Below are 13682 nucleotides of genomic sequence, written 5' to 3'. Positions count from 1 at the left end.
TCATAAAATGAAAAAACATATTTATATCTTCTCAATCTTCATATTATCATTAATCTCTTGTGAAGATGAAAAGAAAACTAACACTCCCGAAACTCCAAAAACAACACAAAATTTTGCTGAATTTTTAGATAATTATTATCAAAAAGGACTCGAATTAAATCCGTTGAACGCAACATTTGCTGGAATCAACACATACAATGATCAGTTTCCAAATTTCTTGTCTGATACGCATCAAGAAAAAATGAAAACGCATTATGCTACATTCAAGCAAGAGCTTACAAATTTTGATGATGCGTCACTTTCTGAGAGTGAACAATTGAGCAAAGCAATTTTGAATTGGGATTGCGATATGAATTTAAGACAATTGAGTTTTAAAAATGATCGTTTATTACCGCTAAATCAAATGTGGACACTAAATTTAGTTGTTGGTCAATTGGCAAGTGGAGCTAGTGCGCAACCGTTTAAAACTGTGAACGATTATAACAATTGGCTAAAGCGTTTGGAAGGTTATAACACATGGTTACAAACGGCTAAGGAACGCATGCAAGAAGGAATTCAGGAAGAATTTGTATTGCCAATATCTTTAATCAAAAAGGTTATTCCGCAATTTGAAATATTAGCTTCTAATGAAGTTGAAAATCATTTATTCTATACACCTATTAAAAACTTACCTACAGATTTTTCAGAAGAAGATAAAAAGCAATTAACAGATGCTTACACTAAAATCTTGACTGAAAAATTAATTCCATCATTTAATGATTTATACACATTTTTAAAAGGAGATTACTTAAAGGCCGGAAGAAAAACTAGCGGAATTTCTGCACTTCCCTATGGAGAAGCTTACTATAATCATTCTATTAGAAATTACACAACAACGAACATGACAGCTGATGAAATTCATGCCTTAGGATTAAAAGAAGTAGCGCGAATTTTAGCTGAAATGGAAAAAGTAAAAACACAAGTAGGTTTTAAAGGAGATATCAAAGCATTTTTCAATTTTGTGAGAGAAAACAAAGAATTAATGCCATATACAGAAGCGGAACAAATTATTGATAATTTCAACGCGATTCATGATCGAATGAAACCTCAACTCGAAAAATTATTCGATTTAAAGCCAAAAACACCTTTTGAAGTTCGTCGTACGGAAGCCTTTAGAGAAGCTTCTGCGAGTGCAGAATACAATCCAGGTTCATTAGACGGAACACGTCCAGGGATTTTTTATACACCAATTCCTGATGCTACAAAATACAATGTCTTTTCTGACGAAGCGTTGTTTTTACATGAAGCAATTCCAGGGCATCATTATCAAATTTCGTTGACACAAGAAAATAACGATTTACCTGCTTTTAGAAAAACACTTTGGTATAGTGCATATGGAGAAGGTTGGGCTTTATATACAGAATCTCTAGGAAAAGAATTAGGTTTATACACAGATCCTTATCAATATTTTGGAATGCTTGGAATGGAAATGCATCGCGCCATTCGTTTGGTTGTTGACACAGGGTTACACGCAAAAGGTTGGACACGCGAACAAGCTATTGAATATTCGTTGAATAATGAAGCTGAAAGTGAGGCAAGTATTATTTCTGAGATTGAACGTTATATGGCAAATCCAGGACAAGCTTTATCTTATAAAATTGGACAATTAAAAATTCGTGAGTTGCGCGCTAAAGCGGAAAAGGAATTAGGTGATGCATTTGATATTCGTAAATTTCACAATCAAGTATTGAGCACAGGTTGTATTCCTTTGCAATTGCTAGAAGATAAAATTAATGTATGGATTCAAGCAAAAAGCAACAAAAAATAGAGCAATCTAAATTACATCCGCTGAACAAACATCAGGGACGTTATGATTTTGATGTACTTATAAAAGCGTGTCCTGAATTAAAGCTGTTTGTACAGTTAAACAAATTCGGAGATGAATCTATTAACTTTTTTGATCCTGCTGCTGTCAAAATGCTTAACAAAGCGTTATTGAAGCATTATTACAACATAAATTTTTGGGATATTCCAGAAAACTATTTGTGTCCGCCAATTCCAGGAAGAGCAGATTATATTCATCATTTAGCAACTTTACTGTTTGAATCTAATCAAAATACAATCTCGAAAGGAAAACAGATTACTTGTTTAGATATAGGAACAGGCGCAAATTTGGTCTATCCAATTATTGGAACTCAAGAATACGATTGGGCATTTATTGCTTCTGATATTGACACCGTTTCTATTGAAAATGCTCAGAAAATTATTACTAAGAATCCTGTTTTAAAAGATCGAATTGAGCTTCGTCAACAAAAAAATCCAAAGCAAATTTTTAAAGGAATTATTCAGCAAAACGATCAAATAACCATGACACTTTGCAATCCTCCTTTTCATAAGTCTGCCAAAGAAGCACTGGCTGGAACTACTCGAAAGCTACAGAATTTAAAAGGTTCAAAAAATATAAAAACAAAACTCAATTTTGGGGGACAAAGCAATGAATTGTGGTGTAAAGGCGGTGAGAAGATGTTCATTAAAAATATGATTAAAGAAAGTAAACAGTTTGCTAAACAATGTTCATGGTTTACAACGCTGGTTTCTAAAAAAGACAATCTTCCTGCAATTTATGATGCCTTAAAACGTGTGAATGCAAAAACCGTTAAAACCATTCCGATGGGACAAGGAAATAAAGTGAGTCGGATTGTGGCTTGGAGTTTTGTATAGAAAAAAATAAAAGATCGCTACGCTGTTAGATCATAGAATATAGATAAAATCAGGTTTCACTAAAAAAACTCTTTATACTGCAAAACGCGAAAATCAAATGTGGTAAACTTTGGGTTTTCGCTTTTTAGTTTTCGGTATAATGGAATGCTTCCGACTGCTCGATTGGCTGCACCAGAAGCTGAGGTTAGTGAGACGGTTTTTATTATTCTTGATTGTATTTCAATAGCATCTCGACTGCGCTCGATGTGACACGCTCGATGTGATAATTCTGGATGAGATACTGAATCAAGTTCAGCATGATGCTTTTCTTTCGCCAAGCTTAAATCAAATTGATGGATTCTAGGAACAACGTCAGATACAATTTCTAGTTTGAGATTGTAGTTTTTTAAATGTTTACGGAAGAAATATTCAGGACCGTTTTTGGAGTTTCCACCTGTAAAGAGGATGGTATGAATACTTGGAAATTTCTTCAAATAACCAACAACATCACGTAATTGAATGTGTTGCATACCTAAATCAGAAGCATCAATTTTTTCACGTTTGCAACTATCTACAATGTCGCAAACGCCAATTTTATACTGAATTAAGAATTGTTTTCGTTCGTCAATCGCTTCTTGAGAATTGTCATAACGCAGATTGAGATTATGAATTTTATCTATAAACAACCAAAGTGAATTGTAATAACTCCCATAACAAAAATCAACATCTTTTTCGAGTAAGTCACCCGTGGAAAATCGTGGTGGCGGTAACGTTCCTACAATGAGTTTTTCAGTATCCGATTGGATAAAAGGTTTATATGGATGTTTGTGGAGGAACATTTATTATAGATTGAAAGTTACTTTTCTAACTTCACGATTGCACTCAAAGTGACAAAAGTTTATATTCTGATTTCTTATGGTGAACTTACACTAATTACATTTTCAAATTAATATATTTTCAAATCTTCAGATTACTTTAAAGTTCTTCGCGATATTTTCTAACATTTGTAATGACTTGACGATATAAACGTCGATTGGGTTTCGTCATGTGTTCAGATTCTGTAATGATTTCATCCAAAATTTCTTTGGCTTCTGAGCGCTTATCATTTCTAGCATAAAACTTTGCCAACACTAAACGTTCTTCATAATTTGAATACCGTTGATCGATTGGTTTTAGGTTTTTTTCTGCTTCTTCTATTCGACCTAATTTATCAAGTGCTAATCCGTAAATAAACTGTGCATGCGATTTTTCAAATTCGTAATTGTCTTTGATTTTTTCGGCTAACCGAATTACTTCTGCATAGTTTTGTGATTGACTCATAGCGCCCATCATTTGTTTGATAACATAGAAATCATTCTGAAAATTCCCTTTTAACGCTGCTTCATACTGAATGTTTGCGTTTTCATAATCTCCATTTTCAAAATGTGCATCCGCGAGCGCTACTCTATTCTGAAACGTATCAGCAAACGCCAATTGTTTTTCAGCATCTTTTACTTTTTTAGAAGGAACTATTGCCGTTACTATTTCTTCAGAAATCTTCTCTAGATCATTTTTATTAAATACTTGTGTAAACAAATACATAATAGCTCCAATAACAGGAAGTATGAATATCATAAGATACCAAAAGTAATCCTTGCCGTTTTTGTATGCATGATACAAGCAATAGATTTGAAGAATTAATACTGGTGTATAGTAGCTTAACATATATTTATCTGGTAAAAACTAATTCATTGCCGTTAGACATTTCTTCGCTAAATCCATATCCTTCATAATTGAATCCTTTTAAATCGTCAATAGTTTTAGCGTTTGTATCTATAATATAACGTGTCATGTAACCTCTAGCAAGTTTAGCGTACGTCATAATGGTTTTGTATTCGCCATTCTTTAAATCTTTAAAAACAGGTGTAATTACAGGAACTTTCAATGTTTTTGTATCAACGGCTTTGTAATATTCGTTGCTAGCTAAGTTTACAAACAATTCATCTTCTTCCAGTTCGTCATTTAGTTGTGTAGTAATTTTCTTTTTCCAGAATTCGTATAAGTTTTTGTTTTTTCCTACGGGTAGTTTTGTGCCCATTTCTAAACGATATGGCTGCATTAAATCTAATGGTTTTAGCAATCCATATTGTCCAGATAAGATCCGTAACGAGTTTTGTAATACGTCTATTTTTTCTTCTGGTAAAGAGTAAGCATTTAGTCCTTGAAAAACAGCTCCGCTGAATGTATAAATACTCGGACGCGCATTTTCTGCAGTAAATGGCAAACTCCAATCTTGATTGCGTTGCCAGTTTAATTCTGCCAAAGCATCGGAAATATGCATTAACTTTCCTAAACTTTTAGGTGACTTCTTTTTTAATACTTTACTTAAACGCTCTGCTTCTTTTAAGAAACTAGCTTCGGTATGTTTTTGTGTTGGAATTTTGCTATCTAAATCTAATGATTTTGCTGGTGATATGACAATCTTCATTTTTTCTCTTTCGTTTTTATGTTGTTAAATGTACTATTTTTCTACGATTATTTTACCATTTGTAAATGCAAAATTGTAGTCTCCTTTGAGTTTAAAATCAGCTACAAATGCTTCTTCTTGTGTTGGAAACCAATTTTTCTTAGTATTGTTGACCAAAATGAATAAACCTTCTGTATTCCCTAAAGCGCAGAAACGCTCTAAATTCCCATCATATATAGGGATTGGATGAATTGCTTGTAATTCATCATATATCGTTTTGTTATTATTTGATACAATTCCAATTTCACTAATATTCAAAAAATCAGAAGAAGAAAAAGGATATGTATTGATAATTTCTAAATCTTTTCGTGCAATAAATTCTACTATATTTTGATCTTGATCATAAAAGTACAATGCTTCTGCATTCCAATTAGAAAAATCGGCAATATTTTCACCTTCACATAAAAGGATTTGAATTCTGTTTTGAATCCAACTTAAGGCTTCTTGAATTTTATTTGATGAGATATTTACGGCAAAATGTGCTGGATTTGAAGTTATTGTTTTCACAAAGGTAAGTAAAGAAACACCTATTTTTACGGTAAACTTTTCTTCATCAGAAAACAGTAAAGGTAATTCTAACACTTGTGCGTAAAACTGTTTTTGTGCTTCTAATTTTGTTGTAAAAAGGGTTAATTCGCTAATTTTCATACTATAAATTTACTGTTTTCAAAAATGATTGAATCATCTTTTAAAGAGTTATCGTTTATGTAGTAATAAGGTTTTTTTATAATTTATTTATTAGTGTTATTCTTTTTTAAAAAATGAAATTGTATTCTACAAGCAATATCTTCAAAAGCCTACAAAAAGTAACATGTTATTATTTTAAAATGATTGTATATTTGCTTTTGCACACCAATTTTCAGAATGAAAAAAATTTATATACTACTCTCGTTTTTACTAGTTTTTAATACTTCAGTTTTTGGACAAATAACGCTATCTCATAATATAGGAGACGAGTTAATAAATACAGGAATGTTTTCTTGTAGCGACACAGAATATTTTGGAAGAACATTCTATTTAGCTGACTTTGGGATTTCAGCAACTGATGAATTTGTAATTTCGTCAGGAAATTTTGGTATTGCTAGGTCTTATAATGGCGCATTGGCAAGTTTCAATATATATGGAATTGATGATAATTTCCCAGATTCGTTTAATGAAACTACCCTTTTAGGTAGCAGTCAGCTTCAAACAATACCATACGTAGTTAGTTCTGGGCCACCTGCGTTAATTACAATCATTTTTGATCAGCCAGTTATTATTCCTCCAGGAACAAATAGAATATTAGTTGAGGTGAAAAAAGTTGATAATCCTAATGAGATTGCAACACCTTCAGCTTTTTTTGCAGGTACAGCAACGGATAATGATATTTCTTGGTATCATGGATGTGGTGGTGGTTTTAATGGCATCAACACTTATTTACCTTCAGGTGATTTAACGATCCCTAAACCTAATGCTCGATTTTATATAACTGTAAATGGAATTATTAGCACAAGGATATTATATGATAATACCTGCTTAGGAGATGTAACTACATTTCAACTAAATTCAAATGAATCATTTAGCGCAACATCTTGGGATTTTGGAGATGGTACTACTTCAACTCTAGAATCTCCAACGCATACATACACAATGCCTGGAACTTATAACGTATCTGTTACAGTAACTTCTGGATCAAATATTTCAACAGATACGGTACAAGTTATCATTAATGATGTTCCAACTGTAGCTCCAATTGTGGAACTCAGACAATGTGATGATAATTTAGATGGATTTAGTGTGTTCAATTTGACAGAAGCTAATTCAGAAATATCAACAAATTATTTAAATGAAACCATTACATTTCATGAATCACAAACTGAAGCTGAAGCGAATGCAAATCCAATAACTGTATCTACAACATATAGCAATCAAATATCAAGTACAGATAGTGTTTGGGCAAGAATAGAAAATGCCAATGGCTGTTATAAAACAAGTCAACTAAATTTAATTGTTTCTACTACGCAAATTCCAAATACATTCACTAGAAATTTTCATGAATGTGATGATGCTATCAACGGAACAACAACTGATGGAATAACTGCTTTTGACTTTACCGTGGTAAGTTCAGAAATTCAAACATTATTCCCATCGGGACAACAATTGATAATAACTTACTATCGCAATCAAGCAGATGCGTTAACAGAGCTTAATCCAATCACAGATATATCAAACTACAGAAATATTGGATATCCAACAACGCAAAACATTTACATTCGTGTAGATAGCGCACTCAATAATGATTGTTTAGGTTTAGGACATCATATAACTTTACATGTTGAAACAATTCCGACAGCTAATACAGTGGTAATTCCTGAACAATGTGATGCAGACGGAGATAACATGTTTGAGTTTGATACTTCAACTATAGAAACTACACTTTTAAACGGGCAAACGAACGTAAATGTGACGTATTTTGATGGAAATGGAAACCCTTTACCAAGTCCATTACCAAATCCTTTTATGTCTGCTTCGCAAACCATTACAGCAAGAGTTACAAATAACACTTCCTTAGACATTGATGGAGCTTGTTACGACGAAACAGCTATTGTTTTTACAGTAAATGCAGCTGCAGTTGCTAATTTTGTTACTCCGCTATCGTCCTGTGATGATGATTCAGATGGCTTGGCGACTTTTAATACATCAACAATTGAAGCTTTGGTTTTAAACGGACAAACAGGAATGAATGTTACGTATACTGATGAAAATGGAAACACATTAATGAGTCCACTTCCAAATCCATTTACAACGGCTTCACAAACCATCACTGTTAAAGTTGAAAATCTACTAAATACAATCTGTTTTGATGAAACTACAATAGATTTTATTGTTTATGAAACACCAACAGCTTTTCCTGTAGCGGATGATATTGTCTGTGATGATGTTTCTAACGATGGAGAAGCAATATTTATATTTTCAAATTATACCTCTCAAGTATTAAATGGACAATCAAATAGCGATTTTGAAGTATTCTATTTTGAAAATATGACGGACGCAGAAAATAATAATAATTCACTTCCAACTAATTATACATTAAATGCTGGTGCAAAGACAATTTATGCTCGAATACAAAATAGAAACAATACAGATTGTTACAATACTACATCATTTCAAATTGGAATTGCATTTTTTCCAATAGCAACTCAACCTGATGACTTATTTTTATGTGATGAAGAAGAGAATGATGGAATCGTTTTTGTTGACTTGTCTAGTCAGAATATTACTATTTTGAACGGTCAGTCAGCTTCTGAAAATACAATCACATATCACTCATCACAATCAGATGCAGAAAGTGGGATGAATAACCTAAATTCACTTTTTGAAAACACAGCAAATCCTCAAATTATTTATACGAGGTTAGAAAACAATGATCATCCAGAATGTTACACAATAACTTCTTTTGCAGTAAATGTAGTACCTAAACCAGTTTTAACAATGAGTGATGTATGGTCAATATGTAAAGATGAATCCTTAGAAATTATTGCAGATCCAGGATTTGACGAATATATATGGTCTACAGGAGATACTACACAGATAATTACAATACATCAAGCAGGAACGTATGAACTAACTGTTGCCAATACGCAAGGCGGAATCAGATGTGAAAGCTTTAAAACAATAACGGTATTAGAATCTACAATTGCTACAATTGTTGAGATAGAAAAAACAGATTGGACACAGAACAACAATACAATTACAGTTCTAGTAGAAGGAAGTGGTGATTATGAATATTCCATTGATGGAATAAATTATCAAGATGAAAATATATTTTCTAATCTATTAATTGATGATTATTTAGTACATGTAAGAGACAAAAATGGATGTGGAATAGTCACGGAAGAAGTATATCTACTCTATTACCCTAACTTCTTTACACCTAACAGTGATGGATATAATGATACTTGGCAATTATTAAATTCATCAAAAGAGCCACTTAATAGAATCTATATTTTTGATCGTTATGGGAAACTCATCAAAATTCTAAAACCAGACAACATCGGTTGGAATGGAACTTACAAAGGTAATCCAATGCCTTCTGCTGATTATTGGTTTTTAGTCGAACGTCAAAATGGCAAACAATACAGAGGAAATTTTAGCTTAAAAAGATAAAAATAATACTCTTTAAAAAGAGAAAATAGCATTTTAAAAAGTTGTCTTTTGTATGATAATACAAGATTGTTTATGATTCATTTGAAAACATAGAAAGAATATGTACTATTTTACAATTATAATCAATTTAAAAAAGGCTACTTAAACAATCAACATTGTTAATTCCTTAAATAACCTTTTTTTATAAACTATTTTAACTATTTACGAATTCCAATTCACAGAAGAAACGAAAATAATTCTTTATGTTCAGTCGCAGGAGGTTTAAAAGTTATTGGAGGTAAATGGAGGCTTCTAATTATTAATGAAATTGGAACAGAAAAAAGACGCTTTGGAGAAATGAAACGATTGATTCCTATGATTAGTGAAAAAATGCTAATTCAAGAGTTGAAAAATCTAGTTGCCTTTGGTATTTTACATCGCAAAGCATATAAAGAAATTCCGCCTAGAGTAGAATATTCGCTCACATCGTATGGACATAAAGTGCTACCTATTATTGATCAAATCAAAACATTTGGAAATATTTTGATTGAGAAAGATCATTCATAATTAGTCTAACAATTTATTTTACAGATAGTCATATCAAGTAAAGTTACTAAATGAAAATAAAATCCAATGCAGTACCAGAAGAGTTAGATTCTCCTTTTTATATCGAAAACAAAAAGTTTTGCCAAGTTTTCGAACGCTTTATTGCAGGAAAAGAAGGAAAGGTAAGAGGTCGGTATAATGCTTGGAGTTATTTAATTGAAGGCAAAATAGAAACTTTAAAATCTTGGAATTTATTCTATAAAAAATCCACCTTTTCAGGTGGAAACCTGCTGCTCTCTTCAAAATATCAAAACCTTTTAACTATTGCTGAATGGACTTGTCATGCTGTAAACGCTAAGAATGCTATGTTCTTTATTCGAAAGAGAAAGTTTATAGATATAATGAAACCTTCTTATTTAAAACTTAAACAACATCCAGCATACGTAATGAAAACAAATGGTGAATATTTACCTTATTTTTCTAAAGTTTTGAATACTTTAGAAATGCTTTTTGAAACGAATGAAATTTACACAATTACATTAAAAAACAACAAATTAACCATCGAATTAAGAACTGAAAAGCATCACTTCAATATTTTCAATGAATTGATTCAACTTTCCTAGAATAATTATATCTTGCGCCGCATAAAAATAAACACATGAAACTATTCAAATCTATTGATAAAGTGTTGGCACTTATGGGAAATGTTCGTGCTATGGAACGTACACATGTTGACACCTATACGGAGAACAAAATGGAAAATGTCCCTGGGGAACAGATTGCAACGTCTCAACATGGTGGAATTTGGGGAGGAATTCAAGATTTAAATGGTTATCTTTTTTTAAATGTAACGATTTTAGGTACTACTAAGATTAAAACATTGAAAGGAGCTAGTTTAACTTTTTTAACCGAAGAAGAAGTAACTGTAAAGTCTGACAATTATGAAATTGATTCAGATTATTCTAATGTTTCTAATCGTTGGATGACACAAATTAGTTTTGAGATTACAAAGAAGGATTTAAACGTAATCAAAAAGAAAAAATACAATCAAATGCGCCTCAATTTTAAGAAGAAATCATTGTTGTTTGATACAAAAAAGTAATCTAGCCAGGCTTAATTCACACACTACTTATTCACTTATTTTCAATTCGTTAGACTTCTATCGTAACAATACGGTCATTTTTGATACTTATCTGGTATTAAACCATGAAATCTAACATTATGAAATCAAAGTATATTATATTAATCATTGGAATTTTATCTATTGCTGCTTCTATTTACATGATTATAAATGGTCAATCTATCACTTCTACTATTACTGGTTTTATTTGTGGAATAAGTCTTTTATATAGTTCATATGAATTAAGTAAGCAACAAATGAATAATGAGAAAAGCTAGTAAATTCAGTATTTTGACACAAATGTCATATAAATGCCGCATGAAAACCGTTATCAACACGAACACATCTCCTATAATTTTGTTCAAAAATAAAACTATAAATTATGAATGAAATTGGAGTTAAAATAAAAGAAGCACGTAAAACAAAAGGACTTACTCAAGAAGAGTTATCCGAAACAGCAAAAATCAATTTAAGAACAATTCAACGCATTGAAAGTGGTGAAAGTGAACCACGTGGAAAAACAACGCTACTAATTTGTGAAGCCTTAAATTTGAACGTAGAAGATATTTTAAATTACGGTCAAAAAACAGACAATCGATTTTTAACCTTTTTGTATCTCTCTACATTATCTTTTTTAATTATCCCTACTGGAAATATTATCATACCATTAATCCTATGGATTACGAATAAAGATAAAATCGTAGGTTTAAAAAAAGCTGGAATAGATCTGTTGAACTTTCAAATTACTTGGTCTATTATTACTTATGCATGCCTTATTTGCGGAGTCGTATTTACTACTCTTATAAATTTCTCAAAATTTAAAATCCTGTTTATTGCCTTCTTCGGATTGTATATTATAAATATGGTACTTGCAGTCATTGCTGCAATAAGAACAAATTATGGTAAGACAACTAATTTCCCTAGTCTAATTAAATTTGTTAGGTAATTTATAAAAAATAAAATGCGTAATTGTGCCTACATTTCTGCATGTTTGGCATAATTACGCCACTTTTCTACGCATTCTGCAATATCTGTTGGAACTTCGGAATTAAAACTCATCTTCTCACCTGTTCTTGGATGAATGAATCCAAGCGTTTTTGCATGTAGTGCTTGTCGAGGTAATATTTTAAAACAGTTGTCTACAAATTGTTTGTACTTCGTAAAGGTTGTTCCTTTTAAAATACGTTCGCCTCCATAACGCTCATCATTAAATAAAGTATGACCAATATGTTTCATATGTACACGAATTTGATGTGTACGACCTGTTTCTAACTGACATGAAACTAAGGTCACATATCCTAAGCGTTCTAATACTTTATAATGTGTTACAGCTGCTTTTCCTTTCTCAGCATCATCGCCAAAGAAAACCGTGTTTTGCAATCTATTTTTAGGATGACGTCCTATATTTCCTTCGATCGTTCCTTCATCTTCTTCCACATTTCCCCATACTAAGGCGTAATAAATACGTTCAGAAGTTTTATTAAAAAACTGCTTTGCCAAATGTGTCATTGCTTCTTCTGTTTTGGCTACAACCAATAAACCACTGGTATCTTTATCAATTCGATGCACCAATCCGGGACGTTCATTTGAATTTTTTGGAAGATTATCAAAATGATAAATCAATGCGTTAATTAGCGTTCCTGAATAGTTTCCATGTCCTGGATGCACTACCATTCCTGCTGGTTTGTTTACAACCAACACATCATCATCTTCGTATACAACATCAATTGGTATATCTTCACCAACTAATAAGTTTTCATAAGGTGGATGCGCAAATAGAACCTTAATAACATCATTTCCTTTTACTTTGTAATTCGATTTTACAGGCTTATCATTTACATAGATGTTTCCATCTTTGGCTGCTTGTTGAATTTTATTTCGCGTAGCGCCTTCAATGAAATTCATTAAATATTTATCAACTCGTAAAGGTTGTTGTCCTTTTTCGGCAGTAAACGAATAATGTTCGTATAATTCGTCTGACTCTTCTTGTGGTTGTGGAAAGTTATGTTCCTGCATTATTCTTCATTTTCATCATTGGAACTTCCTCCTGGACGTTTTCCGTTTCCTAATATCAATTCAACTTTAGAAGTTTTTGGAAGTGTTTGTCCGGGCTTTATTGGTTTTCCTTTGTATTGTATCCCTAATACCATATCTTTTCCAATATTGTCTTTGTATGTCACTTTTTCCACACTAAAACCAACTGCATTTAATGTTGATTCTGCGGTTCTTTTTGTGATTTGAATTACATATGGAATGGTAATTTCACGGTATTTAGAAGGATTTATTTTTAGATATATTTTTCTGTTTTCTTTTACTTTTTCACCTGCTACCGGACTTTGCTCAATAACAGAAAATGCAGGATAATCTGGATTGTAGTTTGAGGTATCTTGCAACATGTAATTTAGGTCATTTTCAGCCAATTTTGCTTTTGCTTCATCAAACGAAAGTTTACTCAAATCTGGAACAGTTTTAAAATCACCTTGATTTGTTGAATAGCTCAACCATCGCATCGCTATAAAAATAATGACAATAAGTACTCCTAAAGCAATTCCTACTTGCTTTAAAAATACTTTTGATATTAAAAATTTTAAAAATTTCATGTACTAAAACGGTTTTTATGTGACAAATATACATACTATTATTCCTAATATTCTACTTTGATTTGTCCACAAATAGATTTACTTTCGTTAGAATAACGTTTATTTG

Annotated in this window: 14 protein-coding genes; 8 read left to right on the top strand and 6 right to left on the bottom strand. The window is 31.8% G+C overall.

Annotated features, from left to right (window positions below; genetic code table 11):
* The first annotated feature begins 7 nt into the window (after window positions 1-7).
* Together Q0828_RS19655 and rlmF are read left to right on the top strand one after the other, a co-directional pair.
* Complete coding sequence (locus tag Q0828_RS19655) at window positions 8-1807, top strand: DUF885 family protein (RefSeq protein WP_298425359.1); 1800 nt, start codon at window positions 8-10, stop codon at window positions 1805-1807.
* Window positions 1777-2700: a 23S rRNA (adenine(1618)-N(6))-methyltransferase RlmF gene (gene rlmF, locus Q0828_RS19650; RefSeq protein ID WP_298425355.1), complete on the top strand. Its 924-nt coding sequence runs from the start codon at window positions 1777-1779 to the stop codon at window positions 2698-2700. Before Q0828_RS19655 ends, rlmF begins: the two co-directional genes overlap by 31 nt.
* A gap of 59 nt (window positions 2701-2759) precedes the next feature.
* On the opposite strand, the gene Q0828_RS19645 is transcribed toward rlmF, so the two are convergent.
* The 4 genes from Q0828_RS19645 to Q0828_RS19630 form a co-directional block, all read right to left on the bottom strand.
* On the bottom strand, window positions 2760-3518 hold the full coding sequence (locus Q0828_RS19645) for a uracil-DNA glycosylase family protein (protein ID WP_298425352.1): 759 nt from the start codon (window positions 3516-3518) through the stop codon (window positions 2760-2762).
* Between the two features lie 136 nt (window positions 3519-3654).
* Window positions 3655-4383 (bottom strand): hypothetical protein, encoded by a 729-nt coding sequence (locus Q0828_RS19640; protein WP_298425349.1) that lies wholly within the window; start codon window positions 4381-4383, stop codon window positions 3655-3657.
* Between the two features lie 4 nt (window positions 4384-4387).
* Entirely contained in the window at window positions 4388-5146 is a 759-nt protein-coding gene (gene yaaA / locus Q0828_RS19635; protein WP_298425347.1) for a peroxide stress protein YaaA, read from the bottom strand.
* A gap of 33 nt (window positions 5147-5179) precedes the next feature.
* Complete coding sequence (locus Q0828_RS19630; RefSeq protein WP_298425345.1) at window positions 5180-5833, bottom strand: glyoxalase; 654 nt, start codon at window positions 5831-5833, stop codon at window positions 5180-5182.
* Window positions 5834-6049: 216 nt separating this feature from the next.
* Here Q0828_RS19630 and Q0828_RS19625 point away from each other — a divergent pair, with 216 nt between their 5' ends.
* From Q0828_RS19625 to Q0828_RS19600, 6 genes are all read left to right on the top strand, one after another.
* Entirely contained in the window at window positions 6050-9331 is a 3282-nt protein-coding gene (locus Q0828_RS19625; protein WP_298425340.1) for a T9SS type B sorting domain-containing protein, read from the top strand.
* Between the two features lie 183 nt (window positions 9332-9514).
* A complete protein-coding gene (locus Q0828_RS19620) occupies window positions 9515-9877 on the top strand; it encodes a helix-turn-helix domain-containing protein (protein WP_366523619.1) in 363 nt (120 codons plus the stop codon).
* Window positions 9878-9927: 50 nt separating this feature from the next.
* Complete coding sequence (locus Q0828_RS19615) at window positions 9928-10479, top strand: hypothetical protein (RefSeq protein ID WP_298425337.1); 552 nt, start codon at window positions 9928-9930, stop codon at window positions 10477-10479.
* A gap of 35 nt (window positions 10480-10514) precedes the next feature.
* Window positions 10515-10958: a hypothetical protein gene (locus tag Q0828_RS19610; protein WP_298425334.1), complete on the top strand. Its 444-nt coding sequence runs from the start codon at window positions 10515-10517 to the stop codon at window positions 10956-10958.
* 119 nt (window positions 10959-11077) lie between these two features.
* Window positions 11078-11254: a hypothetical protein gene (locus tag Q0828_RS19605; protein WP_298425331.1), complete on the top strand. Its 177-nt coding sequence runs from the start codon at window positions 11078-11080 to the stop codon at window positions 11252-11254.
* Window positions 11255-11358: 104 nt separating this feature from the next.
* Window positions 11359-11922, top strand: coding sequence for a helix-turn-helix domain-containing protein (locus Q0828_RS19600; protein WP_298425328.1), 564 nt, complete (start codon window positions 11359-11361; stop codon window positions 11920-11922).
* Between the two features lie 29 nt (window positions 11923-11951).
* On the opposite strand, the gene Q0828_RS19595 is transcribed toward Q0828_RS19600, so the two are convergent.
* Together Q0828_RS19595 and Q0828_RS19590 are read right to left on the bottom strand one after the other, a co-directional pair.
* The gene (locus Q0828_RS19595) at window positions 11952-12992 is read right to left on the bottom strand and encodes an RluA family pseudouridine synthase (RefSeq protein ID WP_298425325.1); all 1041 of its coding nucleotides are present in this window, start codon (window positions 12990-12992) and stop codon (window positions 11952-11954) included.
* The gene (locus Q0828_RS19590) at window positions 12992-13576 is read right to left on the bottom strand and encodes a PASTA domain-containing protein (protein ID WP_298425323.1); all 585 of its coding nucleotides are present in this window, start codon (window positions 13574-13576) and stop codon (window positions 12992-12994) included. Before Q0828_RS19590 ends, Q0828_RS19595 begins: the two co-directional genes overlap by 1 nt.
* Between the last annotated feature and the right edge of the window lie 106 nt (window positions 13577-13682).

This window comes from uncultured Kordia sp. (genome assembly GCF_947496985.1).
Taxonomy (GTDB): domain Bacteria; phylum Bacteroidota; class Bacteroidia; order Flavobacteriales; family Flavobacteriaceae; genus Kordia.
The sequence above is the reverse complement of the archived record's forward strand: the minus strand, read 5'-3'. Positions and strand labels throughout refer to the sequence as shown.

Bases quoted from the DNA above. Each gene is read 5' to 3' on its own strand.
- Q0828_RS19630 (WP_298425345.1), bottom strand. From the start codon at position 5,833: ATGAAAATTAGCGAATTAACCCTTTTTACAACAAAATTAGAAGCACAA.
- Q0828_RS19600 (WP_298425328.1), top strand. From the start codon at position 11,359: ATGAATGAAATTGGAGTTAAAATAAAAGAAGCACGTAAAACAAAAGGA.
- Q0828_RS19625 (WP_298425340.1), top strand. From the start codon at position 6,050: ATGAAAAAAATTTATATACTACTCTCGTTTTTACTAGTTTTTAATACT.
- rlmF (WP_298425355.1), top strand. From the start codon at position 1,777: ATGGATTCAAGCAAAAAGCAACAAAAAATAGAGCAATCTAAATTACAT.
- Q0828_RS19655 (WP_298425359.1), top strand. From the start codon at position 8: ATGAAAAAACATATTTATATCTTCTCAATCTTCATATTATCATTAATC.
- Q0828_RS19605 (WP_298425331.1), top strand. From the start codon at position 11,078: ATGAAATCAAAGTATATTATATTAATCATTGGAATTTTATCTATTGCT.
- Q0828_RS19640 (WP_298425349.1), bottom strand. From the start codon at position 4,383: ATGTTAAGCTACTATACACCAGTATTAATTCTTCAAATCTATTGCTTG.
- Q0828_RS19645 (WP_298425352.1), bottom strand. From the start codon at position 3,518: ATGTTCCTCCACAAACATCCATATAAACCTTTTATCCAATCGGATACT.
- Q0828_RS19610 (WP_298425334.1), top strand. From the start codon at position 10,515: ATGAAACTATTCAAATCTATTGATAAAGTGTTGGCACTTATGGGAAAT.
- Q0828_RS19590 (WP_298425323.1), bottom strand. From the start codon at position 13,576: ATGAAATTTTTAAAATTTTTAATATCAAAAGTATTTTTAAAGCAAGTA.
- Q0828_RS19615 (WP_298425337.1), top strand. From the start codon at position 9,928: ATGAAAATAAAATCCAATGCAGTACCAGAAGAGTTAGATTCTCCTTTT.
- yaaA (WP_298425347.1), bottom strand. From the start codon at position 5,146: ATGAAGATTGTCATATCACCAGCAAAATCATTAGATTTAGATAGCAAA.
- Q0828_RS19595 (WP_298425325.1), bottom strand. From the start codon at position 12,992: ATGCAGGAACATAACTTTCCACAACCACAAGAAGAGTCAGACGAATTA.